Origin of the sequence: Klebsiella sp. BIGb0399 (genome assembly GCF_003752615.1) — a bacterium.
Lineage (GTDB): Bacteria > Pseudomonadota > Gammaproteobacteria > Enterobacterales > Enterobacteriaceae > Klebsiella > Klebsiella lignicola.
Genome location: NZ_RKHT01000008.1, coordinates 184,554 through 208,000 on the forward strand (window position 1 = coordinate 184,554; position 23,447 = coordinate 208,000).

General features: G+C 56.1%; 25 protein-coding genes. 10 read left to right on the forward strand and 15 right to left on the reverse strand.

Features of this window, described 5'->3' with window-relative positions:
• The first annotated feature begins 52 nt into the window (after positions 1–52).
• Positions 53–694, forward strand: coding sequence for an orotate phosphoribosyltransferase (gene pyrE / locus EDF82_RS19175; protein ID WP_123757102.1), 642 nt, complete (start codon positions 53–55; stop codon positions 692–694).
• 37 nt (positions 695–731) lie between these two features.
• Here the strand turns inward: pyrE and EDF82_RS19180 are convergent, their stop codons facing one another.
• The 4 genes from EDF82_RS19180 to coaBC form a co-directional block, all read right to left on the reverse strand.
• On the reverse strand, positions 732–1,748 hold the full coding sequence (locus tag EDF82_RS19180) for an SMP-30/gluconolactonase/LRE family protein (RefSeq protein ID WP_123757103.1): 1,017 nt from the start codon (positions 1,746–1,748) through the stop codon (positions 732–734).
• 158 nt (positions 1,749–1,906) lie between these two features.
• On the reverse strand, positions 1,907–2,503 hold the full coding sequence (slmA, locus tag EDF82_RS19185; protein WP_123757104.1) for a nucleoid occlusion factor SlmA: 597 nt from the start codon (positions 2,501–2,503) through the stop codon (positions 1,907–1,909).
• 125 nt (positions 2,504–2,628) lie between these two features.
• Entirely contained in the window at positions 2,629–3,087 is a 459-nt protein-coding gene (gene dut, locus EDF82_RS19190) for a dUTP diphosphatase (protein WP_004868951.1), read from the reverse strand.
• Positions 3,065–4,276: a bifunctional phosphopantothenoylcysteine decarboxylase/phosphopantothenate--cysteine ligase CoaBC gene (gene coaBC / locus EDF82_RS19195; protein ID WP_123757379.1), complete on the reverse strand. Its 1,212-nt coding sequence runs from the start codon at positions 4,274–4,276 to the stop codon at positions 3,065–3,067. Before coaBC ends, dut begins: the two co-directional genes overlap by 23 nt.
• A gap of 174 nt (positions 4,277–4,450) precedes the next feature.
• Here coaBC and radC point away from each other — a divergent pair, with 174 nt between their 5' ends.
• From radC to mutM, 4 genes are all read left to right on the forward strand, one after another.
• Complete coding sequence (radC, locus tag EDF82_RS19200; RefSeq protein WP_123757105.1) at positions 4,451–5,116, forward strand: DNA repair protein RadC; 666 nt, start codon at positions 4,451–4,453, stop codon at positions 5,114–5,116.
• 329 nt (positions 5,117–5,445) lie between these two features.
• Positions 5,446–5,682 carry a 50S ribosomal protein L28 gene (rpmB, locus tag EDF82_RS19205; RefSeq protein ID WP_002436699.1) on the forward strand — a complete coding sequence of 79 codons (237 nt, stop codon included), beginning with the start codon at positions 5,446–5,448 and terminating at the stop codon, positions 5,680–5,682.
• A 20-nt stretch (positions 5,683–5,702) separates the two neighbouring features.
• Positions 5,703–5,870, forward strand: coding sequence for a 50S ribosomal protein L33 (rpmG, locus tag EDF82_RS19210; protein ID WP_003024094.1), 168 nt, complete (start codon positions 5,703–5,705; stop codon positions 5,868–5,870).
• A 148-nt stretch (positions 5,871–6,018) separates the two neighbouring features.
• Positions 6,019–6,828 carry a bifunctional DNA-formamidopyrimidine glycosylase/DNA-(apurinic or apyrimidinic site) lyase gene (gene mutM / locus EDF82_RS19215; RefSeq protein ID WP_123757106.1) on the forward strand — a complete coding sequence of 270 codons (810 nt, stop codon included), beginning with the start codon at positions 6,019–6,021 and terminating at the stop codon, positions 6,826–6,828.
• Between the two features lie 99 nt (positions 6,829–6,927).
• Here the strand turns inward: mutM and coaD are convergent, their stop codons facing one another.
• From coaD to rfaQ, 7 genes are all read right to left on the reverse strand, one after another.
• Positions 6,928–7,404, reverse strand: coding sequence for a pantetheine-phosphate adenylyltransferase (gene coaD / locus EDF82_RS19220; protein ID WP_100682896.1), 477 nt, complete (start codon positions 7,402–7,404; stop codon positions 6,928–6,930).
• A gap of 2 nt (positions 7,405–7,406) precedes the next feature.
• Positions 7,407–8,177 carry a glycosyltransferase family 2 protein gene (locus tag EDF82_RS19225; protein WP_123757107.1) on the reverse strand — a complete coding sequence of 257 codons (771 nt, stop codon included), beginning with the start codon at positions 8,175–8,177 and terminating at the stop codon, positions 7,407–7,409.
• Positions 8,177–9,451: a lipid IV(A) 3-deoxy-D-manno-octulosonic acid transferase gene (gene waaA, locus EDF82_RS19230; RefSeq protein ID WP_123757108.1), complete on the reverse strand. Its 1,275-nt coding sequence runs from the start codon at positions 9,449–9,451 to the stop codon at positions 8,177–8,179. The genes EDF82_RS19225 and waaA overlap by 1 nt, the downstream gene beginning before the upstream one ends.
• 91 nt (positions 9,452–9,542) lie before the next feature.
• The gene (locus EDF82_RS19235; RefSeq protein ID WP_123757109.1) at positions 9,543–10,532 is read right to left on the reverse strand and encodes a glycosyltransferase; all 990 of its coding nucleotides are present in this window, start codon (positions 10,530–10,532) and stop codon (positions 9,543–9,545) included.
• A 30-nt stretch (positions 10,533–10,562) separates the two neighbouring features.
• Entirely contained in the window at positions 10,563–11,657 is a 1,095-nt protein-coding gene (locus EDF82_RS19240; protein ID WP_123757110.1) for a glycosyltransferase, read from the reverse strand.
• A gap of 2 nt (positions 11,658–11,659) precedes the next feature.
• Positions 11,660–12,787 (reverse strand): glycosyltransferase family 4 protein, encoded by a 1,128-nt coding sequence (locus EDF82_RS19245; protein WP_123757111.1) that lies wholly within the window; start codon positions 12,785–12,787, stop codon positions 11,660–11,662.
• Positions 12,784–13,860: a putative lipopolysaccharide heptosyltransferase III gene (gene rfaQ / locus EDF82_RS19250; protein WP_123757112.1), complete on the reverse strand. Its 1,077-nt coding sequence runs from the start codon at positions 13,858–13,860 to the stop codon at positions 12,784–12,786. The genes EDF82_RS19245 and rfaQ overlap by 4 nt, the downstream gene beginning before the upstream one ends.
• A 111-nt stretch (positions 13,861–13,971) precedes the next feature.
• Between rfaQ and EDF82_RS19255 the strand changes: the two genes are divergently transcribed.
• The 3 genes from EDF82_RS19255 (at position 13,972) to EDF82_RS19265 (ending at position 16,925) form a co-directional block, all read left to right on the forward strand.
• The gene (locus EDF82_RS19255; RefSeq protein WP_123757113.1) at positions 13,972–14,934 is read left to right on the forward strand and encodes a polysaccharide deacetylase family protein; all 963 of its coding nucleotides are present in this window, start codon (positions 13,972–13,974) and stop codon (positions 14,932–14,934) included.
• 116 nt (positions 14,935–15,050) lie between these two features.
• Entirely contained in the window at positions 15,051–15,692 is a 642-nt protein-coding gene (locus EDF82_RS19260; protein ID WP_123757114.1) for a hypothetical protein, read from the forward strand.
• Between the two features lie 6 nt (positions 15,693–15,698).
• On the forward strand, positions 15,699–16,925 hold the full coding sequence (locus EDF82_RS19265) for an O-antigen ligase (RefSeq protein WP_123757115.1): 1,227 nt from the start codon (positions 15,699–15,701) through the stop codon (positions 16,923–16,925).
• Between the two features lie 18 nt (positions 16,926–16,943).
• Here EDF82_RS19265 and EDF82_RS19270 read toward each other — a convergent pair whose 3' ends face one another.
• The 4 genes from EDF82_RS19270 to rfaD all read right to left on the reverse strand — a co-directional run bounded on the left by EDF82_RS19270 (position 16,944) and on the right by rfaD (position 20,954).
• Positions 16,944–17,861 (reverse strand): sugar glycosyltransferase, encoded by a 918-nt coding sequence (locus tag EDF82_RS19270; RefSeq protein ID WP_123757116.1) that lies wholly within the window; start codon positions 17,859–17,861, stop codon positions 16,944–16,946.
• Positions 17,861–18,832 carry a lipopolysaccharide heptosyltransferase RfaC gene (rfaC, locus tag EDF82_RS19275; protein WP_123757117.1) on the reverse strand — a complete coding sequence of 324 codons (972 nt, stop codon included), beginning with the start codon at positions 18,830–18,832 and terminating at the stop codon, positions 17,861–17,863. Before rfaC ends, EDF82_RS19270 begins: the two co-directional genes overlap by 1 nt.
• Positions 18,833–18,835: 3 nt before the next feature.
• Positions 18,836–19,894 (reverse strand): ADP-heptose--LPS heptosyltransferase RfaF, encoded by a 1,059-nt coding sequence (gene rfaF, locus EDF82_RS19280; protein ID WP_123757118.1) that lies wholly within the window; start codon positions 19,892–19,894, stop codon positions 18,836–18,838.
• 79 nt (positions 19,895–19,973) lie between these two features.
• Positions 19,974–20,954, reverse strand: coding sequence for an ADP-glyceromanno-heptose 6-epimerase (gene rfaD / locus EDF82_RS19285; RefSeq protein WP_123757119.1), 981 nt, complete (start codon positions 20,952–20,954; stop codon positions 19,974–19,976).
• 212 nt (positions 20,955–21,166) lie between these two features.
• Here rfaD and kbl point away from each other — a divergent pair, with 212 nt between their 5' ends.
• Positions 21,167–22,360 (forward strand): glycine C-acetyltransferase, encoded by a 1,194-nt coding sequence (kbl, locus tag EDF82_RS19290; RefSeq protein ID WP_123757120.1) that lies wholly within the window; start codon positions 21,167–21,169, stop codon positions 22,358–22,360.
• A gap of 9 nt (positions 22,361–22,369) precedes the next feature.
• The gene (tdh, locus tag EDF82_RS19295; protein ID WP_123757121.1) at positions 22,370–23,395 is read left to right on the forward strand and encodes an L-threonine 3-dehydrogenase; all 1,026 of its coding nucleotides are present in this window, start codon (positions 22,370–22,372) and stop codon (positions 23,393–23,395) included.
• The last annotated feature ends 52 nt before the right edge of the window (positions 23,396–23,447 follow it).

The following is a 23,447-nucleotide window of genomic DNA, read 5'->3' on the forward strand; positions in this document are numbered from 1 at the left end:
GGCGACTGAGAAGTCGCCTTTTTTTTGTCTGAAAATAGTAAGGGGCTATTCTATGAAGTTATATCAGCGCCAGTTTATTGAGTTTGCGCTTAGCAAACAGGTCCTTAAGTTTGGCGAGTTTACGCTGAAATCCGGGCGTAAGAGCCCCTATTTCTTCAACGCCGGCCTGTTTAACACCGGGCGCGATCTGGCACTGTTAGGCCGTTTCTATGCCGAGGCGCTGGTCGATTCCGGCATCGATTTCGATCTGCTGTTTGGCCCGGCCTATAAAGGTATCCCTATCGCGACCACTACCGCGGTAGCGCTGGCGGAACACCACGATCTGGATTTGCCATACTGCTTTAACCGCAAAGAAGCGAAGACCCATGGTGAAGGCGGCAACCTGGTCGGCAGCACTCTGCAGGGACGAGTTATGCTGGTCGACGACGTCATCACCGCCGGCACCGCGATTCGTGAGTCGATGGAAATTATCCAGGCGCACGGCGCTGAACTGGCGGGCGTCCTGATTTCTCTGGATCGTCAGGAACGCGGGCGTGGCGACATCTCTGCGATTCAGGAAGTTGAGCGCGATTACGGCTGTAAAGTGATCTCCATCGTCACCCTGAAAGAGTTGATTTCCTACCTGGAAGAGAAGCCAGAGATGGCTGAGCATCTGGCAGCGGTGCGGGCTTATCGCGAAGCCTACGGGGTATAAGCCTCAGCCCGGCAGGCAACGACCTGCCGGGTCGGTTTCAGACCAGCTTTGCCCCCTGGGCATTGACGTACAGCGAATAGATTGAGGTGCTGGAGGCCATAAACAGGCGATTGCGCTGCTCACCGCCAAAACAGAGGTTCGCGCAGCGTTCCGGCAATTGAATGATGCCGATGTTTTTCCCCTGAGGATTGAAGACGCGCACCCCGTCCAGCTCCTCGCTGCCGGTTCCCCAACCACACCACAGATTCCCGTCCATGTCGCAGGCGATACCGTCAGCGGTGCCGTTACCGCAGTCAATGTGCACTCTTTTGTTTTTCAACGTGTTATCGACAACATCCCACGCCAGGATAAGACGGTTTGGCGTCGCACGGCTCTCCACGACGTACAGCGTTTTCTCATCGGCGGAGAAACAGAGTCCGTTTGGCCCTTTTACGTCGCCCAGCATGACGCTCAGCTTGCGGCTTTCTGGATCCAGCCGATAGACGTTCTGAGGCAACTGCGGCGTGGCTTTGTGTCCTTCATAGAACCCGCTGATACCGAACGGCGGATCGGTAAACCAGATGCTGCCGTCCGACTTCACGACGATATCGTTTGGCGAATTTAGCGGTTTGCCGTCAAAGCTGTCGGCCAGGACGGTAATCGTACCGTCGTATTCGGTGCGGGTAATGCGGCGGGTGTCGTGCTCGCAGCTAATCAGCCGTCCCTGCCGGTCGCGGGCGTGGCCGTTCGCGTAGTTTGCCGGTTGACGAAAGACGCTGGTTTCACCGGTGGCTTCATCCCAGCGCATGATGGCGTTATTGGGAATATCGCTCCAGAGCAGCATACGCGTATCGCCAAACCATACCGGTCCTTCCGCCCAGCGAAAGCCCGTGGCGATCTGTTCGACTTTTGCGCTGGCAAGCATATAGCGGCGGAAGCTGTCATCCGTCGCCATAATGCGTGGGTCGGGATAACGTGCAGATGGTGCCCAGGCCGCGAAACTTTTTTGACTGAGCAATAGTGATGCGGTCGCCAGACCGCCCAGTTTGAGCAATTCACGCCGTGATGTCGCCATCAGCCTTCTCCTTGTCCATTGAAAAGATGCAATCAAAGGATGTTATGAGAGAGGTCGAGCCGAAAACATCTGGCAATTCAACGAATTGTCCTGGGCTTTATAACAGATAAATCAAAAATGAGATGCAGCCTTTTGGGCTGCATAGAGCGTGATGCGGACTACTGCAATTGGGCGGCGACCAGCGGCCAGCGGGCGTCAAAGTCATCCGTCGGACGATACTTAAACTCGCTGCGTACAAAACGTGACAGCATGCCCTCGCAGAACGCCAGCAGCTGGCTGGCCAGCAGGGCTTCATCGACGGCATAGCCTTCACCTTCACGCATTTTCTTTTCGCGCATCACCTGGCGCAGCTGAACCTCGATGCGTTCGAATAGCTGGTTAATCCGCCCTTGCAGACGGTCCTGTTCGAACATCAGCGCATGGCCGGTCAAAATCCGCGTCAGCCCAGGATTACGCTCACCAAACCCAAGAATCAGCAGCACAATCAGGCGAAGTCGTGCCGATGTGTCCTTTTCATCTTTTAAAATCAAATTGATGCGCGTAATCAGACTGTCTTCGATAAACTCGATCAGACTATCAAACATGCGGGTTTTACTCGGGAAATGACGGTACAACGCCGCTTCGGAGACCCCAACGGATGCCGCCAGTTTCGCTGTGGTAATCCGCTGGCTTCCATCGCTGGATTCAAGCATCAGGGCCAGAGACTGAAGTATTTCTTCGCGACGATTCCTTTTCGCAGTTTGTTTTTCTGCCATGTTTTAAAATACCCCTGAAAATAAGCACTAGTCAGGCAGGCATCCACAAAGTGACCGCAAACGGTCGTTTGCGGTGATGTTATTGCATTAATGCACTTTGGGATGCGGATGTACTGTGGTCGGGCTTATGCGCGCCCTGAGTGGCCAAAGCCGCCTTCGCCACGTTCGGTGGCGTCAAAATCTTCCACCAGGTTAAATTCCGCCTGGACGACGGGTACAAAGACCATCTGAGCGATGCGCTCGCCGGGCTCAATAGTAAAGCTCTGCTGACCACGGTTCCACACGGAAACCATCAGCTGTCCCTGGTAGTCAGAGTCGATAAGCCCGACCAGATTGCCCAGTACCACGCCATGCTTATGGCCCAGCCCGGAACGCGGCAGAATCACCGCCGCCAGAGAAGGGTCGGCGATATGGATTGCCAGACCGGTCGGCAGCAGCGTGGTGGCGCCCGGTGCCAGCTCTACGGCGTCATCGAGACAGGCTCGCAGGTCAAGTCCGGCAGAACCGGAGGTGGCATAGGTTGGCAGCGGAAATTGCTGGCCAACACGCGGGTCCAGAATCTTAACGTCGATTTTTTTCATCATAGCGGGTCACGATCTCGTCGAGTAATAATTGGCCCAGGAGTTCCTTGCGCTCAAGTGGTAAGCGCTTATCTCCATCCTGCCAGAAAAGGTGTAATGCATTGCTGTCGCTGTTAAATCCTTGATTAGGCTGCGAAACATCGTTAGCACAAATCAGGTCGAGATTTTTGCGAGCGCGTTTTTGCCTCGCGTATTCTTCCACATTATTCGTTTCGGCAGCAAACCCAACGACAAACGGTCGGTTAGTCGTCAGTCCGGCTACCCCGGCAACGATATCCGGATTTTTGACCATCCTGATGGTGAGTTCATCACCTTGCTTTTTAATTTTTTCTTCAGCAATCGCCACGGCACGATAGTCGGCTACGGCGGCGCAGCCAATAAAAATCTGCTGTTGCTGAGCGCCTTGCTGGACTGCTGATTCCATCTCCAGCGCGGTGGTCACATCGATGCGCTGTACCAGCGGCGGCGTGGGTAAAGAGACCGGCCCGCTCACCAGGGTCACGTTCGCCCCGCGGTTGGCGGCGGCGGCGGCAATGGCGAACCCCATTTTACCGGAGCTGTGGTTGGTGATATAGCGCACCGGATCCAGCGGCTCACGGGTAGGGCCAGCGGTAATCATGATATTGAGATGTTGCAAATCTTTGACAGGCGAAAAATGCGCAGCTGCCATATCGACGATGGTCATCGGGTCCAGCATACGGCCCGGGCCGATATCGCCACAGGCCTGGCTGCCGCTATCCGGGCCCCAGAGCAGCAGGCCGCGTGAGGCAAGGACGGTCAGGTTATGCTGGGTGGCTGCGGCACGGTACATTTGCTGGTTCATCGCCGGTACGACGGCAACCGGAGAAGGGGTTGCGAGGCAGATGGTGGAGACCAGGTCATTGGCCATACCGGCGGCGACACGGGCAATCAGATCGGCGGTGGCCGGTGCGAGGATAACCAGGTCCGCCCATTTACCCAGCTCGATATGGCCCATCGCCGCTTCCGCAGCCGGGTCGAGCAGGCTATCGGATACCGGATACCCGGATACCGCCTGTAGGCTCAGCGGGGTAATGAAGGCTTTCGCGGCTTCGGTCATGGCGACGCGGACGTCCGCGCCACGGTCACGCAGGCGGCGCACCAGCTCTGGCGTCTTATAAGCAGCAATGCCGCCGCTCACGCCCAGAACGATCTTTTTACCAGCCAGACTCATCATGATTCTTTCCTGTTGCAGTACACCAGAATCCGCGCATCTTACCACAATCCTGTCGCCGTCGTGCGGCTACCAGGCATTCACTTTGCGAGACGCTACGCAAGCGGGCGACGTGGTGGTCGGCAGCGCCAGCGGGCTGTGCCAGGATAGGCGGCACTGGAAAGGAGAGGCGCTATGGATGCAGACGAGGCCCTCATGCCGAGGGAAAAAATGTCTCTTTATGGCATTGAAGCGTTATCGGATATTGAACTGCTGGCGCTGTTTTTACGCACCGGGACGCGGCAGAAAGATGTCATGGTCTATGCGGAAGACCTGCTGAAGCACTTCGGGTCTCTTCATGGCCTGCTGTCGGCGGATAAAGCCCGGTTTAATGAGGTCGAAGGGATTGGCCTGGCAAAATATGCTCAGCTGAAGGGGATTGCCGAACTGGCCCGGCGTTATTTTAGCCTGCGGTTGATTGCGGAACCCTCCCTGGAAACGCCGATGATGACGCTGGAGTTTCTACAAAGCCATCTGGCCCATGAAGAGCGGGAGATCTTTATCGTGATCTTTTTAGATAATCAGAACCGGGTATTGAAACATAGCCGGCTTTTTTCTGGTACTCTTAGCCACGTAGAGGTGCATCCGCGAGAAATTGTACGCGAAGCCATCAAAGTGAACGCCGCTGCGGTGATCCTTGCACATAATCATCCGTCCGGTAGTCCTGAGCCGAGTAAGGCTGACAGACTGATTACCGAAAGGGTGGTAAAGTGTTGTGGTTTCATGGAGATACGAGTGCTCGATCATCTTGTAATCGGCCGCGGTGCGTACGTATCTTTTGCCGAGCGCGGCTGGATTTAGCCCCGATCACGCGATCCCGCGGGATCTTTGTCTGTTCGGGACTTGAGCACATCGCCGAGTCAGCGTATACTACGCCACCTTTGAGAATCTCGGGTTTGGCATTTGGGCCTGGCAATCGATGGTTCACTTAGACACCCAATCATTCAGGTTGCATCAAGTCGGCAAGAGAGTGAATCCCTGGGAACGTACTCTGTACATGACCTGGGTGAGCCAACGCTGAAGCAGCTTGAAAGATGACGTGTAGAACTGCGATGACCGGGCTGTAAAGCCTGACGAGGCGCCAATACCCCATACGAAGCTCGAGCTAATTTGATTTTTGGAGAATAGACATGTCCCGAGTCTGCCAAGTTACTGGCAAGCGTCCGGTGACCGGTAACAACCGTTCCCACGCACTGAACGCGACCAAACGCCGTTTCCTGCCGAACCTGCACTCTCACCGTTTCTGGGTTGAGAGCGAAAAGCGTTTTGTCACCCTGCGTGTATCTGCTAAAGGTATGCGTGTTATTGATAAGAAAGGCATCGATACAGTTCTGTCCGAACTGCGTGCCCGTGGCGAAAAGTACTAAGTACTAAGAGGAAATAAATCATGGCTAAAGGTATTCGTGAGAAAATCAAGCTGGTTTCTTCTGCTGGTACTGGTCACTTCTATACCACCACGAAGAACAAACGTACTAAGCCGGAAAAACTGGAACTGAAAAAGTTCGATCCAGTTGTCCGTCAGCACGTTTTATACAAAGAAGCTAAAATCAAATAATTTTAGTTTTCGATGTAAAGGAAACCCCGCCTCGGCGGGGTTTTCTGCTTTTTGTCCCACGGAAACTTGCGGACAACCCCTGCCGGGAATTTGCTTCCCAGACGCCTGCTGCTGAATCACAATACGTTAGGTTAACGGAGGAAATTAAATGCCTGAATTACCTGAGGTAGAAACCAGCCGTCGCGGTATTGAACCGTATCTGGTGGGCGCGACCATCCAGCACGCCGTGATTCGCAACGGACGCCTGCGCTGGCCGGTCAGTGACGAAATCTATCGCCTGAGCGACGTACCGGTGCTGAGCGTACGCCGACGCGCCAAATATCTGCTGCTGGAACTGCCCGACGGTTGGATCATCATCCATCTGGGGATGTCCGGGAGCCTGCGCATCCTCAAGGACGACCTGCCCGCCGAAAAGCATGACCATGTGGATCTGGTGATGAGCAACGGCTATGTGCTGCGTTACACCGACCCGCGTCGCTTTGGCGCCTGGCTGTGGACCAAAGCGCTGGAGGGCCATCCGGCGCTGGCGCATCTGGGGCCGGAGCCGCTGAGCGATGCCTTCACTGCAGAGTATCTCCAGCTGAAGTGCGCGAAGAAGAAAGCGCCCATTAAGCCGTGGCTGATGGACAACAAGCTGGTGGTCGGCGTCGGCAATATCTACGCCAGCGAATCACTGTTTTCCGCGGGGATCCATCCCGATCGGCTGGCCTCGTCGCTGTCGCGTGAAGAGTGTGAGCGGCTGGTCAAGGTGATTAAAGCGGTGTTGTTGCGTTCGATTGAGCAGGGTGGAACGACGTTGAAGGATTTCCTGCAAAGCGACGGTAAGCCGGGGTATTTTGCCCAGGAACTGCAGGTCTATGGCCGCAAAGGCGAGCCTTGCCGCATCTGCGGTACCCCGATTATCGCCAGCAAACATGCGCAGCGGGCGACCTTTTATTGCCGCCAGTGCCAGAAGTAACGTGTGGTGGTTGTGTGATCCCGGCTCGCGCTGCGCCTGCTCCGGTAGACTGGACAGGTGCAGCGCACCGCCTCCGGGAATAACCCCGATGGCGCAGGACTAGAGCTTCTTCAGCAGCGCCTGGTGCACGTTGGCAGGAAGAAAGTGGGACACATCGCCCTGATGGCGCGCCACTTCCTTCACCAGCGATGAAGAGATAAACGACCACTCTTTGCACGGCATCAGAAAGACGCTTTCGAGTGTCGGCATCAGATGGCGGTTCATGTGCGCCAGCTGCATCTCATATTCGAAATCCGCCACCGCGCGTAAGCCGCGAATCAAAATATTTGCCTGCTGGGCGCGAGCAAAATTAGCCATCAGATCGCTAAAGCCAATCACCTCAACGTTGACCAGATGCGCCGTCGCCTGTTCTGCCAGCGCGATGCGTTCATCGAGGGTGAACATCGGCTTCTTGCTCGGGCTGGCGGCAATCGCCAACAGCACCTTGTCAAACATGCTGGCCGCCCGGGTGACGATATCGATATGGCCGTTGGTGATGGGGTCGAAGGTCCCAGGATAGATCGCTTTTGTGCTCATAATTACACTTTCTCTGAGTAGCCGCGGCTCAGCGCCCACAGCTCGGTGTATTTATTAAACGTATACTGCGCGTTGACCACGGCGAGTAGCCAGCCTTGTTTACCATCCAGCACGCCGCCGCGCAGCAGCAGCGTTTTGACAAACGCGCCCAGCGTATGGCCAAAGATACCCGCCAGCGAGGTCTTCTTCCCCTTCTGGTGGCGCTCCTGCGCCCAGGCGGTGGCATAGGCCAGCTGTTTTTGCTGGAAGCCGGAGAAGTCGCGGCAGGTCAGATGCAGTAAATCGCCCGACAGTTCGATAACCTGCGCGCCTTTGGCATCAAGGGATTCGTGTACCAGATTATTGTTATAGCGGAAACGGCGGCGTTCGTACAAACGCATCACGCGGTCGGGGTACCAACCGCTATGGCGCATAAAGCGACCCAGGAAATAGTTGCGACGGGCAATGCTGTACACCGCACTGTTGTCAGGCGCTTCCAGAACCCGGCGGATGGATTGCTCCAGCTCCGGCGTGACGCGCTCATCGGTATCAAGCATCAGCACATACTCGCCGGTCGCATAATCCTGAGCGCGCTGGCGTTGAATACCGTAGCCCTGCCAGTCGGTGTTGATGTAGACCGTGGCGCCGAGGCTGCGGGCCAGTTCGACGGTGTTATCGCTGCTGCCGGAATCCAGCAGCACGATTTCATCGGCCCAGCTCACTGAGGCGAGGCAATCCGCCAGCAGCTCCGCCGCGTTTTTGGCGATCAGCACGACGGACAGTCGGGGAGCCATCAGTGGCTCCGCTGCGGAAGATAGGGTTGCAGCAAATGCAGCAGACGCGAAAGCGCTCCCTGGTTTTGATGCAGCACTTCCACCGCATGGCGGCCGTACCACAGACGGTAGTCTTCGTCGGTCAGCAGGTTAGATACCTGGGTGACCAGTGAACTCACGTCGGTCACCGTAATCAGGCCGTCGTCCTGCTGCAGCTTGGCGCAGATGTCTTTAAAGTTGAAGGTGTGCGGGCCCATCAGCACCGGGATAGCGTGCGCCGCCGGTTCCAGCGGGTTATGACCGCCCCGTTCAACCAGGCTGCCGCCAACAAAAGCGAGGTCGGCAATGCCGTACAGCAGCATCAGTTCGCCCATGGTATCGCCGATCACCACCTGGGTATCGTTCGATGGGATTTCGCCGGTGCTGCGCAGCGTGAAGCGCATGCCCGCTTTCTGCACCATGTCTCGCGCATCGCCGAAGCGTTCAGGGTGGCGAGGAACCAGAATCAGCAGTAAATCAGGGAAGGTCTCCAGCAGCTTTTTGTGCGCCTGCAGGATGATTTGCTCTTCGCCATCGTGGGTGCTGGTGGCGATCCACACTTTGCGGTGCGGCGCCCACTGGCGACGCAGGGTCACGGCACGTGCCGCCAGCTCTGGCGTCACGGAGATATCGAATTTGAGGCTACCGGTTACCGCCAGCTGGTTGCGCTTCAGGCCGAGGGCCAGGAAGCGGTTGGCGTCTTCTTCGTTTTGCGCGGCAATCAGGGTGATGCGGCTGAGCAGGCGACGCATAAACTTGCCGAGTTTGGCATAGCCTTTTGCTGAACGCTCCGACAGGCGGGCGTTGGCGATGACCAGCGGGATTTTACGTTTATGCAGCGCGGCGACCATATTGGGCCACAGCTCGGTTTCCATCACGATAACCAGCTTCGGCTGAACGGTATTGAGAAAACGGTTCATCGCGCAGGGTAAATCATACGGCAGGTAGACGTGGTGAACATCTTTGCCGAAGGCCGACATGGCGCGCTCGGAGCCGGTCGGCGTCATGGTGGTGACGGTGATCGGCAGGGAAGGGTAGCGGTGGCGCAGCGCACGCACTAACGGGATGGCTGCAAGCGTCTCACCGACGGAAACGGAATGCAGCAAAATCCCATCCGGTGCTACCTTGTTCTGACAATAGCCATAACGTTCAGCCCAGCGCTTTCGATAGGCCGGCGCCTTACGGCTGCGCAGCAGCAATCGCAGCCATACCAGCGGCTGAATAAGGTAGAGTAGGGTGGTATAAAGCAATTCCAAGCGATTTATCCGTTTTATGTTTTAGCGGGCAAATTCTAAGCATTTAGCCCGCGTAAAGCTATCTCTTTGGCGGCAACAGCGGGATTGTGAATCAGGCCGCGTCGCGATAACGTTTAATCCGCAGGTAGCGCCGGCCAAGGCGCCAGCGTAAACGGAAGGTCCGCGCATTTTTCCAGATCAGACGCCAGATGCCGCGGTCAAAGAACTCTTTAATGATGATATGCTTTTTTGACTCATCTTTCATGCTATCGAAGGTATGAATAATTCCCAGCCCCTCTTTGGCGATTTGCCAGCGGCAGGCGGAAATGTGGCGCACCTTGTCCGGATAGCGCTCGTTGATGGCGTCCAGCATCTCCAGAATCTTCATGTAGTGGCGTGCCGAACGCATCAGGGTGTCGTCGTTGTCCGGCTTATGCGATACCGATTCCGAGTGAATATAGTAATCGTAGAATTGTTCGCTGGTGTACTGCACGCGCTCTGCCGCCAGCAGCGCTTCCGTGGTCCAGGGAATGTCCTGATGGCGCAGTCCTGGCTCAAAGTGGAAGTGGTGCTGCATGATAAAGTCCCGGCGATAGATATTCAGCCAGGTGACGTGCAGGAACTTGCGCGAGTCCAGCGCCTGTTTGAGCCAGACGTGACCGGGCACAACCCCGGTCGAGGGCAGGCGGTCCGGCGGCAGAATCGGATGAATATCCTGGCGGGTCTCGTAAACATAACGGCCGTTGCAGGTGGCGATATCCAGGTTGCCCTTTTCTGCCATCTCCAGCAGCGTGCGGTACATGCCGGAATAGAGCTTATCGTCGATATCCGGAAACGCCAGGTACTTACCGGTCGCTACCGCCAGACCGGTGTTGCGGGCGACCGAGACGCCCTGGTTTTCCTGTTCCAGGACCCTCACGTTTTGCAGGCGCGCTTTCCACGCCTCGATGACCGCGAGGCTCCCGTCCGTTGAGCCGTCGTTCACCAGGATCAGTTCATAGCTTTCCAGCTGCTGTTGCTCAAGGCACTCGAAGAATTGCGCAAGGAATTTTTCACCGTTGTAGACGGCGGCCACGATACTCAGTAAAGGCGTTTGACTCATAAATCATTCGATCCTGGTTAAATAGCGGCGTCAGTCGCGACGCAATTGACGGTACTGCTGACAAATCGTATCGACGCTGAATTTCTCCAGCGTCGAAGGTTCGATGGCCGGCGGGCTATGGTAAATGCTTTGCATCGTCCGGGCCAGCGCCGGGCTGTTCAGATCGGCCAGACCGCGGGCTAATTCGCCAGTGAGGATTTCCGTGACCCCGCCAGGACAGCGGGTGCTGGCGACGGGCGTATCCAGCAGTAGCGCTTCAACCACCACGTTGCCAAAACCTTCGCTGTCGGAGCTGAGCACCAGCATCCGCGCCTGTTTGATCCACGGCAGCGGGTTTTGCTGAAAGCCTTTAAACAGCACCCTGTCGGCCACCTGGTGCTGTTGCGCCAGCTGGCGCAGGCGCTGTTCCTGCTCCGGTTTGCCCTGGCCCAGCAGCACCAGTGGCGCAGTAATACCGCTTTGCGCGTAGGCCTCAATCAGGCGGTCATGACGCTTACCGGGATGAAAACGGCCGACGTGAATAATATAGTCGCCATCGGGCCGATCGCTGGGGGCATCGGCGGCGGCACGCAGCGCGGCGATGTCGAACGGGTTATAAATCGTTTTTAACTGCGCCGGGCGCACCGCGAACTGTTCGACCAGATCCTGGCCTACCGCACTGGAGACGCTCACGATGTTGCGTCCCTGGTAGACGCGCTTAATCTTCTGCTGCTTCATCCAACGGTCGAAACCGGTGCGGTGACCGAGGTATGAGGTGGAGAAGACGCCATGCAGGCAGAACCAGAGGTTACGGTGGGCGAGCTGGCGGCTGCGGGCGACGATGCGGTCGGTTTTATGCAGGCTGGAGAGCACCAGATCGAACTCGCCCTGCTGCTCGGCTTGCGCGACAGCCGCATCCAGTTGGCGGGCGCGGCGCGACAGTTCGGTGAGTTTGCGCCACGGGGCGCGGCAACGGTCGCCAATGACCTGGTAATCCAGCCTTTCCGGCAGCGGATACTCGCAGACGTCGCGCAGAGAAAACAGCGACACCCGTTCACCCTGGCTCAGAAAGTGCTCTGCCAGGGTCAGCACCACTTTTTCGGCACCGCCGCCGGGCAGGCCGTCAATGACAAACAGTATGCGCATCGCTATTTCACCAGATCCTGATAGAGGGAGAGCAGCTGCGCCGACAAGCGTTCGCTGGTGCAGTCCATAATGCGTTCCCGGGCGCGCTCGCCTTCGCTGGAGCCCAGCGCGCGGGCGGGAAGCGCGACCACCGCCTGCTGTAGCGCCGGAATATCCAGCGCGTCGCAGACATACCCGTTGTGACCCTGAACGATAAACTCCTGACCACCGCAGCCGGTGGTGGTGATCACCGGCAGACCGCAGGCCATGGCTTCCAGAATGACGTTAGGGAACGGGTCATACAGCGTCGGCAGCAGCAGGCCGTCGGCCATCTGGTAAAACGGCAGGGTTTCCGACTGCATCCCGAAGAAGCGTACCCGGTTTTCACAGTGCAGCGTTTTCGCCAGCGACTGGTAGCGGTTCTGATCTTTGTCTTTGCCCACCACCAGCAGATAGCGGTCGGTGGGCGCAATGGCGCGAATCGCCGCCTCCAGTCCTTTACGCTCGAAACCGGAACCGACGTACACCAGACAGGTCGCCTGCAGCGGGAGATCCCACTGCGCGCGCAGGGCCGCGAAGGCCTCGGCGGTGGGCGGCAGGAACCGCCGGTGGTCAATGGCGTTGTAGATAACGTGGATCTTCTCTGCCGGGATCGCGAAATCATCGATGATCTCTTGCTTGATCATCGCGGCATTGCAGATCACTCCCCGCAGATGCGGGTCCTGATACATCTCCCGCTCGGCCTGCATGACATAGCGATGATAGCGGTCAGCAAACAGCAGGCGGCTTTTCCAGCCGGGCAGAATACGCGAGCGCTGGTGCAGCCAGCGCTGGTGGACGCCGTCACCGGCGCGATAGAGATCGCAGCCAGGGATACGCTCATGGCTCTGCACCAGATCGAACTGTTCGCGCTGCCATAGCTGGCGCGCGGCATTGGCGAAACCGCGCTCGCGGCTGATGCGGCCCCATTTGCGCGGATTGCAGATGTGGATCTGCCAGTCGGGTTTGACCGGCCCTTGCCATTCACGGGTGATGACGTTCAGTTCAATATTGCTGCTATCAAGGGCTTCCAGCGCACGGGAGACGAAACGCTCCGCGCCGCCGTCCGGGCGATATTTCTGTCGCACCAGGGCCAGCCTGAATGTACTCATGCCAGTACCTTTTTCGCCGCCGCGATCACCGCGTCGGTGGGGATTAAATCGAGATACCGTTCAGTGGTGCCGGTATCAATGTCATCAGGATCAGGCAGGGGACCGAAATCGCCGGCCCAGATGACTTCGCCTTGTGCCTGCCACGGACGCCAGAACGTTAGCTTTGACGGGCCGAACAGTGCCACCAGCGGCGTGCCGAGGGCGGCTGCCATATGCATGGGCACTGAATCCACACCGATAAACAGGCGGGCATGGTCGATGACCGCCGCCAGCTGACGCAGGGACAGCTGACCGGCAAGCGAGTGCAGGCGAGCCTGCGGGCTGCCGGCAATAATGGTGTCCACCATCTGCTTCTCTTTGGCATCCGGTCCGGAGGTCAGGACGATAGCGTAGCCGGCGTCAGACAGCGCGTTAATCACGGCGCTCATGCGATCTTCCCGCCAGCATTTAAAGAACCAGCGGGAGGTCGGTTGAATCACGATGTAGTGATTTTCAAACCCCTCGGGCAGCAGTGAACGGCTGGTGGCCCAGTCCTGTTCGCTGTAGCCCATCCGCGCCGGGGCATCATCGAGAGCGAAACCGAGCGGGGCCAGAATAGACAGGTTCTGCTGCACCGTGTGCAGGCGCTGATGTGCCTGGGTTGAGGCCAGCGCGGTGTGGCAGAAACGCCAGGCCGGATGGCGGCGTTTCGGGAAGTCAAAGCCGATACGCGTCGCCGCGCCGGTCAGTCTGGTGATGATGGCGCTGGGCCACTGGTCCGCAAGATTAAGCACCATATCGTAGTGCTGCTGGCGCAAGGTGCGGATCAGTCTGAATTCCATCCTGAGCTGATGCCCTTTCCCCTGTTTTTTCCAGCGCCGGTCAATGGCAAAAATCTGGCGGATGTCAGGATTGGCCGCGAGCATATCCCGGGTTTCTTCATAAAGCAGAACATCGACGCTGGCCGCGGGATATTGCTGTTTGAGGGCGTGAATGAGCGGCGTGATCAATAGCATATCGCCATGGTGGCGCAGCTTGATGACCAGGATTCGCGCCGGGGTCACGGTACCGGGAGAGCGGGTTTCAGGCGTCATTCTCTGTTCTTCATTCAGTATCAGGTTTCCGATTCTAGGGGATCAGACAGATTGAGAGAAGCGTTGTATTGCTCTACCATGACCCGATACGTATGGTCTGAGGACGTTTTCGTGCACAAACCCGCATTTCTCATCACGATTGATACAGAGGGCGACAACCTCTGGCAAAAACACGACAGCATTACCACCGAGAATGCGCGCTATTTACCGCGTTTTCAGCAGCTTTGCGAAAAGTATGGTTTTAAACCCGTCTATCTGACCAACTATGAAATGGCGATCGACCCCTTCTATATCGACTTCGCCAAAGATGTGATTGCCCGTGGTACGGCGGAGATTGGCATGCACCTGCATGCCTGGAATAGCCCGCCGACGGACCCGTTGACCGACGATGACTGGCGTCATAAGCCCTACCTGGTTGAATATTCCGATGCGGCAATGCGTGAAAAAGTCGCCTATATGACCCATCTGCTGGAAGAGACTTTCCAGACCAAAATGGTCAGCCACCGCGCCGGGCGCTGGGCCTTCGACGAGCGCTATGCTCGCCTGCTGGTGGAGCATGGCTATCTGGTGGATTGTTCGGTGACCCCGCGGGTCAACTGGAAGACGGCGAAAGGCGCACCGCAGGGCGATGGCGGTACCGATTATCGTCGCTTCCCGCAGCATGCCTATTTCCTCGATGAGAACGACATCAGCCGCGAGGGGCATTCCTCGCTGCTGGAAGTGCCGATGAGCATTCAGTATAAGCACTCCGGCTGGATGAACAGCGTGAAGCAGGGCTACGACCGTCTGCGCGGCAAAGTCCGATCGCCGTCGGTGCACTGGCTGCGTCCGATGGGCGGCAACGTCGAGACCATGAAAAAAGTCGTAACCCAGACGTTGACGCAGGGGAATGACTACGTTGAATATATGCTCCACTCTTCTGAGTACATGCCTGGCTGCAGCCCAACGTTTAAAAACGAGCAGGATATCGAGCGCTTATATGCTGACCTGGAAGCGTTTTTCAGTTGGCTGGCCCCGCAGGTGAAGGGAATGACGTTGGCGGAATACTATCAATTCCGGAGAAATCTTACATAAAATAACTGTGTGTCATAGAGATACACCGGTTTTCTAGTGTAATATTAGCGCCGATTTTACATCGGCCTGCTGGTCTTTATTTTTCGATGCACTGTGTTTTCATTTATGAGGCATGTATGAAAATTGTAACGGTATTGCGTTCTGGTGGTGATTATAATCATGATCATGTTCAGTGGTTGTATAAGCAATTACCGGATGACATCGAAAAAGTGTGCTTTACCGATCTGACTATTCCCGGCGTGCAGACAATTAAGCTGACGGAAAACCTGCCTGGCTGGTGGTCAAAGATTGAAATATTTGATCCGCAAAAAATTGACGACGATATTTTTTATATTGATCTGGATATTGTTGTTGTGGGTGATATTTCCGATATTTTGCAGAATACCCGACTGACCATGCTCAGCGATTTCTTTTTCCCGCAGAAAACGAAAAACTCGGCCATTATGCGCATCCCGCATGAGGAGAAGTATAAGGTCTGGGAGTCGTTTAAACGTTATCCTGAACTGTTTATGTCACGCTATCAGAGCGGTGGCGATCAGGAGTTTATTAGTAAGATTTATCCTCATGCTGCTATCTGGCAGGATATCCTCCCGGGACAAATCGTGAGCTATAAAAAGCATGTGGTCAGTAAGAAAAAAAATGAACATGCCACCGGGAATGGTTCCGTTCCACCCGGGACGCGCATCGTATGCTTCCACGGGAAACCAAGACCGTGGGATTGCGGTGAGGTATGGGTTCCCCCATTTGTGAGAAGTTAATCGTTCATGATCAAAGATAAGTTCCCCTTGCTTATATTTCTGGCAGCAATTCTGGCTGCCGCTTCCGTTATGACAGAAAAAATCATGGGGAGAAATCTTTTCTACCTTTCTGCGCTCATGACGGTTGGCTATGCCCTGTGTCATGCCAAAGCACTTCGTTTCAAAAAAGAAGAGTTGATCCTGGCGCTGTTCTTGTTTTTGATGGGAAGTTCACAACTGTTGTGGGCATATCGGTTTCCTGCGAATGCCGCGGAAATTTATATGGCGGACGTGAGTTACGTGCGTACGGGGAGTTATCTGATCATCGGTGCCGTAATGGTACCGTTAGTTTCCGCGATATTAAGACTTATATCGGTGGGGCCGGGGAAGTTTATTAATGCTGTGCTGTTGTTTGGTTTCACGTATTTAACGTTGTATGCCTTACATTTCCACTTTTTTGTCTCTGACGATCGCTTGAGAATTGGTAACTCTGCAACCCTGAGCGCTTATCTGTATGCTCTTTATACGATGGTGACGCTGTATGCTTTAGCATGTGTCAATATGCGTTATCGGCAATATATAATATTTGGGGTCATTGTTTTCTCTTTCTGGGTTATCTTTTTAACGCAAACGCGTTCAGTGCTACTTTTTTACCCCGCTATTTTGATATATGCCTTACTGAACAGTAACTTCATGTCGAAGTCCAAAATGATTGCGCTGTGTCTGGTATCCGTCTTGCTCTCAGTGGTGATCATTGAAATTGCGTTTCCCTCTATCAAAACGCGTGCAGTGGATGCGGTGACGGAACTTTCAGAATATCAGAGTGATAACAACACCTCATTAGGCGCCAGATTGAGCATGTGGCATACGGGGCTCTACGAAATATACCGCCATCCGACCGGGGTGAGTGCACAGCAACGCTATGACATTCTGTTGCAGCTGATGCAGGAGAAAGAGCAGGGTAACCCGGAAGGGATCCGCAATATGGTTTATCACCTGCATAATGACCTGATAGAGACGATGTCGCTGCAAGGGGCTATCAGTGGAGTCATTCTGCTGGGGCTGTATGCCGCAATGCTATTCTATGTGCACAGGAAGCGGGTGTTGTCATGTGCAACGATGTTTGTATGTGCGCCGGTTATTTTGTTTGGTTTGGTCGATACGCTTTTTATTCATGACCGGTTTATCGTTATGTTTATCGTCTGCCTGGTTATCTGTGCTGGATTACAACGCGTAAAACAGGCGCAACCGTGATACAGGAAATGCAGTGGCCTAGCGGGTCACTGCTTTCATGGACTGGCTAAACGGTGCTTTATTGAATATATGCTCAGGAATAGCGCTCTCTGTTGAGGTATTGATAATATCGATACCTACGCTGCACATATAGGTGCTGGCAAGTTCAAAGGCCGGGAAAATCAACGATTCGACCTTGTTTGCCAGATAAGAAGGGAGCTTATTGCTGTTGCTTTCATAAAATCTCGGCTGCTCAAAGTTGGTCATGTCCAGACCCGCAATGATCACTTTATCAAACCCCAGCCAGGCAATAATCTGCAATGCCCAGTAGGCGACGGTGCCTGCATCAAATATCCCCTGGCGAATATCGATGGCAAACCCAATCTCGTCAGAATGTTGATGCAGGATGACGGTATCAGCCTGGTGGAATGTCTTTTTAATATTGGCACACGGAATTCGGGCCTGATAAATGCGATAACACGCATCTTCGATCGCCGCGAGGCGGCACTGAATATGGCCGAAACCCAGTCGGTCTATTATTTTGGCAATGCCGTGAACCGTTGTAAAAAACAGAATCTTAGGATTAGCGACGATGGCGGCGATGATCTCGGGCTTTCGGTCGAAAAACTCCATATCCACAATCAAATAGAAAGAGAAATTGACCTGGCCCGTCAGAAAATAAGCACCGTTAACGCCCATTACCGGTACTGAAGCAGGTGTAACGGAAAAATCGATCTCTTTCACTGAAGGGCCAGTGGCGGTAAGCAGCAGCGGCCCGGAAAAGGTATTTTTGAGCGCGCTCAGGCTGACCAGCGGAACGGATTTTCCTTTATAAACCAGCGTGCTAATTTCCCCGCTTGCCGCGCGGGTGATTTTCGTCCATGGCCAGAGATTTTCGTTGTGGCGGTAGGCCCGCGGGCGGGTGTAGCGATAAAATTGCTTAAACAGTGAACCCATTACAGCAGTCCTTGTGATTTTAGCAACTGCGCCACCTGCTCTGCGGCAATATCCCCGGTGCTGTTGCCGCTGTCCGGGCGGACGACAAACTGATTTTGCCCGTAGCCGCCAATCAGCCCCGGATCGGTGGGGCCATACAGCGTAAAGTTCGGCTTATCGAGCGCCGCGGTCAGATGGCTCAGACCGGTATCGACGGAGACCACGCCTCTGGCGCCAGCCAGCACCTGAGCGACTTGCTCCAGACTCATCCGCGGCAGCACCTCGACACCGTCGTGGCCTGCTGCCAGCCGTTTAGCCCGCGCCTCTTCGTGCGGTGCGCCCCACGGCAGCTTAATCTGCAGACCGCTGTCGGCCAGCAGGGCGATCAGCGCCTGCCAGTGGCTTTCTGGCCAGTGCTTATCGTCGCGAGTGGTGGCATGCAGGAAGACCAGGTACGGCGTAGCCGCAGCAGCTGACGCATCCGTAAAGTGACGGGCGATGGCATAATCACCCTGCTGCGTCGGTCGGGTATAGCCGAGGCTTTTGGCAAACAGTTCCCGGGTACGCTCGACGGCGTGTTGCTGCTTTGCAATCGCGTGACGGCGATTGTAGAACAGGCTCGCCAGCGGCTCGCGGGCGCTGTGCCAGTCCATGCCGTGCTTGACCCCCTGCGCCAGGCGGGTCACTAACGCGGCGCTTTTGACCAGGCCCTGGGCATCGATAATGGCATCATAGCGCTGGGCGCGTATGGCCTGACGAAAGGCCGCGCGCTCCGCTTTAATCGGCGCAGAGAACCAGGCTTTGCGCCAGCGGCGAATGGCGACCGGGATCACGCGGTCGACGGTATTATGCCAGGAGGGGATCTGCGCGAACCCTTCCTCCACCGCCCAGTCAAAACGAATGCCGGGAATGGCCTGCGCGGCGTCGGTCAGCGCGGGCAGCGTATGCAGGACGTCGCCCATGGACGAGGTTTTCACGATCAATACCCGCATCCGTTACGCTTCCTCTTGTTCCGGTTTTTCCTGCAGCAGCGCGGTCAGCTCTTCCAGCACGCGCTGCGGTGTAATATCGATCAGGCTCTGGTGATAGCCTTGCTCGGCATCGCCTTTACGGACTTTGTGATAGCCGCTAATCAGACGGATAACCCGCGCCTGGTGCGACAGCGGTGGGGTGAAATCGGGGCTGCTCGGGCCATATAGCGCCACCAGTGGGCGGTTCAATGCTGCGGCAACGTGCATCAGGCCAGAGTCATTGCTGACCACCGCTTTACAGGCGGCAATCAACACCACCGCTTGCTCAAGCTGGGTTTCGCCCGCCAGGTTGCGGCACCATGCCTGCTGCTGAGTGTTCAGCGCGGCGAGAATGTCGTTACCGGCTTCATGATCTTTGGCCGAGCCGAACAGGATAACCTGGTACCCGGTATCGATGAGTTGCTTTGCCAGTTCGGCATAGTGGTAATGCGGCCAGCGTTTAGCCGGGCCAAATTCCGCGCCGGGGCAGAAGCCGACCATGGGCCGATCGGCCGAAATAGCAAAGGCGTTACAGACCTGCGATTTTTCACCGTCGAAAACCTGCAGCTGTGGCCAGAGCAGAGGCTGCGGCAGATCTTTGGCGCTGCGCATGACGCCGTTATCGTAAGCCAGCGCGACATAGCGCTCGACCATCAGTGGCCAGGCGTCTTTATCCAGCACCCGCGCATCGTTCAACAAACCGTAGCGCATCTCACCCCGCCAGCCGGTACGGTGCGGAATATTGGCGAAGAAGGGGACCAGCGCCGATTTAAACGAGTTTGGCAGCACATAGGCGCGGTCGTAACGACGTTCGCGCAGGCTGTGCCCGAGCTTGCGACGTTCGCCGATGGCCAGCGCACCGTGGCCGAGCGGCATCGGGATGGCTTCGTTGACTTCTGGCATACGCGACAACAACGGACGGCACCACGCGGGCGCCATCACGTCGATAATGGCCTGGGGATAGCGCGCCTTGAGCGTGCGATAGAGACTTTGCGACATCATCATGTCGCCCACCCAGGACGGGCCAACCACCAATATTTTCATTCACTTCATCCTTCAAACGGTCTCTGCGTTGGCTACCTGCGTTCACTCCGGTCACTTACTTTTGTAAGCTCCCGGAGATTCACTTAGCTGCCGCCTTGTTACCGCTCGAATGATTTTGTGAATTTGTATCGCTGTCGCGGTTGAGCCAGGCCATATATTCCGTTACGCCTTCGGCAACGGTTTTAAACGGTTTGTCGTAGCCTGCTGCGCGCAGGTTGGTCATATCCGCCTGAGTAAACGCCTGATAGCGGCCTTTCAGCTTATCCGGGAACGGGATGTACTCGATGCTGCCTTTCTGGTGATAGGCCAGCGTAGCGTCCGCCACCGCCTGGAAGGATTCCGCACGACCGGTGCCCAGGTTGAAAATCCCGGAGACGCCGTTTTCCCAGAACCACAGGTTCACCGCAGCGACGTCACCCACGTAGACGAAATCGCGTTTGAAGCCATCGCTGCCTTCGAACAGTTTCGGGCTTTCGCCGTTGTTCAGCTGGGTGTTGAGGTGGAATGCCACGCTCGCCATGCTGCCTTTGTGTCCTTCACGCGGCCCGTAAACGTTGAAGTAACGGAAGCCGACGATCTGCGAGTCTGCTTCCGGCATGATCTGGCGGACGTACTCGTCAAACAGGAATTTGGAGTAGCCGTAGACGTTCAGTGGCTGCTCGTATTCGCGGGATTCGATAAAGTCGCTGGTGCGACCGCCGTAGGTTGCCGCCGAAGAGGCGTACAGGAACGGGATCTGGCGCTCCAGGCAGTAATGCAGAAGCTCTTTAGAGTACTGATAGTTGTTATCCATCATGTACTTGCCGTCCCACTCTGTGGTGGAAGAGCAGGCGCCTTCATGGAACACCGCTTCGATTTCGCCAAACTCTTCGCCGGCCATCACCTGGATCAGGAAGTCTTCTTTATCCATGTAATCCGCGATGTTCAGGTCAACCAGATTCACAAACTTGGTGCCGTCTTTCAGATTGTCTACGACCAGAATGTCGGTAATGCCTTTGTCATTCAGGGCTTTAACGATGTTGCTGCCGATAAAGCCTGCGCCGCCGGTAACGATGATCATAACTGTAACCTTTGAAGTGTGGCGTCCAGAGACAATCCGGACGCGAATATTCATATCATATCACCACATGGAGAAGGCTTCAGCCATTCGCCGAAAAGGGGGTGTTGAGCGTGATTAATGCTGCAAATAATTCATTAAGGCATGCATCATCTCGTATCAGCGTATAGCTTTGGGTAATATGTGCCAAATTTTGCCGAATCTGGAGAGTTGCAATGCGTGGTGATTTTTACAAACAGTTAACCAATGACCTGGAGACCGCTCGTGCAGAGGGGTTGTTTAAAGAAGAACGCATTATCACATCGGCGCAGCAGGCGGATATCACCGTCGGCGGCAGCAACGTTATTAACTTCTGCGCCAATAACTACCTGGGTCTGGCGAACCACCCGGCACTGATCGCCGCGGCAAAAGACGGCATGGACAGCCACGGTTTCGGTATGGCTTCCGTGCGCTTCATCTGTGGGACTCAGGACAGCCACAAAGCGCTTGAGAAGAAGCTGGCTGAGTTCCTCGGTATGGAAGATGCGATTCTCTACTCCTCCTGCTTCGATGCCAACGGCGGCCTGTTTGAAACCCTGCTGGGGCCGGAAGATGCCATTATTTCTGATGCCCTTAACCACGCTTCAATCATCGACGGCGTACGTCTGTGCAAAGCGAAACGCTATCGCTATGCCAATAATGATATGCAGGAGCTGGAAGCACGTCTGAAAGAGGCCCGTGAAGCCGGCGTGCGTCACGTGCTGATTGCCACCGACGGCGTATTCTCAATGGATGGCGTCATTGCCAACCTGAAAGGCGTCTGCGACCTGGCGGACCAGTACGATGCGCTGGTGATGGTCGATGACTCTCACGCCGTCGGCTTTGTCGGCGACAACGGTCGTGGCTCCCATGAATACTGCGACGTGATGGGCCGGGTGGACATCATCACCGGTACGCTCGGCAAAGCGCTGGGCGGCGCGTCTGGCGGCTACACTGCCGCACGCAAAGAGGTGGTTGAGTGGCTGCGCCAGCGCTCGCGCCCGTACCTGTTCTCCAACTCGCTGGCACCGGCGATCGTCGCCGCCTCCATCAAAGTGCTGGAGATGGTCGAGAGCGGCAGCGAGCTGCGCGACCGCCTGTGGTCCAACGCACGCCTGTTCCGCGAAAAAATGACCGCCGCGGGCTTTACCCTCGCCGGCGCCGACCACGCCATTATCCCGGTAATGCTGGGCGAAGCCGTGGTGGCGCAGAACTTTGCGCGCGAACTGCAAAAAGAAGGTATTTACGTCACCGGGTTCTTCTATCCGGTGGTACCAAAAGGCCAGGCGCGTATTCGCACCCAGATGTCGGCGGCGCATACCCCTGAACAAATTGAACGTGCGGTGGAAGCCTTTACCCGCATCGGCAAACAACTGGGCGTCATTGCCTGAGGGTGTGAGATGAAAGCGTTATCCAAACTGAAAGCGGAAGAAGGCATCTGGATGACCGACGTACCGGAACCGGAAGTCGGCCATAACGATCTGCTGATCAAAATCCGCAAGACCGCGATTTGCGGTACTGACGTACACATCTATAACTGGGACGAGTGGTCGCAAAAAACCATCCCGGTACCGATGGTGGTTGGGCATGAGTACGTCGGTGAGGTGGTGGGTATCGGTCAGGAAGTGCGTGGCTTTAAGATTGGCGACCGCGTTTCCGGTGAAGGGCATATTACCTGCGGCCACTGCCGTAACTGCCGTGCCGGGCGTACTCACCTGTGCCGCAATACTATCGGCGTGGGCGTCAACCGTCCGGGCTGCTTCGCGCAATACCTGGTGATCCCGGCCTTCAACGCCTTCAAAATTCCGGACAACATTTCTGACGATCTGGCGTCCATTTTTGACCCGTTTGGTAACGCCGTGCATACCGCGCTCTCCTTCGACCTGGTAGGTGAAGACGTGCTGGTGTCCGGTGCGGGCCCGATCGGCATCATGGCGGCGGCGGTGGCTAAGCACGTAGGTGCTCGCAACGTCGTCATCACCGACGTCAACGAATACCGCCTGGGCCTGGCGCGTAAGATGGGCGTGACCCGCGCGGTCAACGTCGCGCAGGAGAGCCTGACTGACGTGATGGCGGAACTGGGCATGACCGAAGGCTTCGACGTCGGGCTGGAAATGTCTGGCGCGCCGCCGGCCTTCCGCACCATGCTGGACACCATGAACCACGGCGGTCGCGTTGCGATGCTCGGTATTCCGCCGTCGGATATGTCGATCGACTGGACCAAGGTCATCTTTAAGGGGCTGTTAATCAAAGGGATTTATGGCCGCGAAATGTTTGAAACCTGGTACAAGATGGCGGCCCTGATCCAGTCTGGTCTGGATCTCTCGCCGATCATCACCCACCGTTTCGGCATCGATGAATTCCAGCAGGGCTTTGACGCGATGCGCTCCGGCCAGTCCGGCAAAGTGATTCTGAGCTGGGATTGAGCCATAACGACTGCCGCCCGGCGATGACCGGGCGTAACGTCGCGATCCACTG

Excerpts from the sequence above, each read along its gene's own strand:
- EDF82_RS19260 (WP_123757114.1), top strand. The coding sequence starts at position 15,051 with ATGAAAATTGTAACGGTATTGCGTTCTGGTGGTGATTATAATCATGAT.
- EDF82_RS19225 (WP_123757107.1), bottom strand. The coding sequence starts at position 8,177 with ATGGCTCCCCGACTGTCCGTCGTGCTGATCGCCAAAAACGCGGCGGAG.
- coaD (WP_100682896.1), bottom strand. The coding sequence starts at position 7,404 with ATGAGCACAAAAGCGATCTATCCTGGGACCTTCGACCCCATCACCAAC.
- EDF82_RS19235 (WP_123757109.1), bottom strand. The coding sequence starts at position 10,532 with ATGAGTCAAACGCCTTTACTGAGTATCGTGGCCGCCGTCTACAACGGT.
- EDF82_RS19240 (WP_123757110.1), bottom strand. The coding sequence starts at position 11,657 with ATGCGCATACTGTTTGTCATTGACGGCCTGCCCGGCGGCGGTGCCGAA.
- kbl (WP_123757120.1), top strand. The coding sequence starts at position 21,167 with ATGCGTGGTGATTTTTACAAACAGTTAACCAATGACCTGGAGACCGCT.
- rfaF (WP_123757118.1), bottom strand. The coding sequence starts at position 19,894 with ATGAAAATATTGGTGGTTGGCCCGTCCTGGGTGGGCGACATGATGATG.
- slmA (WP_123757104.1), bottom strand. The coding sequence starts at position 2,503 with ATGGCAGAAAAACAAACTGCGAAAAGGAATCGTCGCGAAGAAATACTT.
- EDF82_RS19245 (WP_123757111.1), bottom strand. The coding sequence starts at position 12,787 with ATGAGTACATTCAGGCTGGCCCTGGTGCGACAGAAATATCGCCCGGAC.
- dut (WP_004868951.1), bottom strand. The coding sequence starts at position 3,087 with ATGATGAAAAAAATCGACGTTAAGATTCTGGACCCGCGTGTTGGCCAG.
- radC (WP_123757105.1), top strand. The coding sequence starts at position 4,451 with ATGGATGCAGACGAGGCCCTCATGCCGAGGGAAAAAATGTCTCTTTAT.
- coaBC (WP_123757379.1), bottom strand. The coding sequence starts at position 4,276 with ATGAGTCTGGCTGGTAAAAAGATCGTTCTGGGCGTGAGCGGCGGCATT.
- rpmB (WP_002436699.1), top strand. The coding sequence starts at position 5,446 with ATGTCCCGAGTCTGCCAAGTTACTGGCAAGCGTCCGGTGACCGGTAAC.
- EDF82_RS19265 (WP_123757115.1), top strand. The coding sequence starts at position 15,699 with ATGATCAAAGATAAGTTCCCCTTGCTTATATTTCTGGCAGCAATTCTG.
- rpmG (WP_003024094.1), top strand. The coding sequence starts at position 5,703 with ATGGCTAAAGGTATTCGTGAGAAAATCAAGCTGGTTTCTTCTGCTGGT.
- mutM (WP_123757106.1), top strand. The coding sequence starts at position 6,019 with ATGCCTGAATTACCTGAGGTAGAAACCAGCCGTCGCGGTATTGAACCG.
- rfaC (WP_123757117.1), bottom strand. The coding sequence starts at position 18,832 with ATGCGGGTATTGATCGTGAAAACCTCGTCCATGGGCGACGTCCTGCAT.
- tdh (WP_123757121.1), top strand. The coding sequence starts at position 22,370 with ATGAAAGCGTTATCCAAACTGAAAGCGGAAGAAGGCATCTGGATGACC.
- pyrE (WP_123757102.1), top strand. The coding sequence starts at position 53 with ATGAAGTTATATCAGCGCCAGTTTATTGAGTTTGCGCTTAGCAAACAG.
- rfaQ (WP_123757112.1), bottom strand. The coding sequence starts at position 13,860 with ATGACGCCTGAAACCCGCTCTCCCGGTACCGTGACCCCGGCGCGAATC.
- EDF82_RS19270 (WP_123757116.1), bottom strand. The coding sequence starts at position 17,861 with ATGGGTTCACTGTTTAAGCAATTTTATCGCTACACCCGCCCGCGGGCC.
- EDF82_RS19180 (WP_123757103.1), bottom strand. The coding sequence starts at position 1,748 with ATGGCGACATCACGGCGTGAATTGCTCAAACTGGGCGGTCTGGCGACC.
- rfaD (WP_123757119.1), bottom strand. The coding sequence starts at position 20,954 with ATGATCATCGTTACCGGCGGCGCAGGCTTTATCGGCAGCAACATCGTT.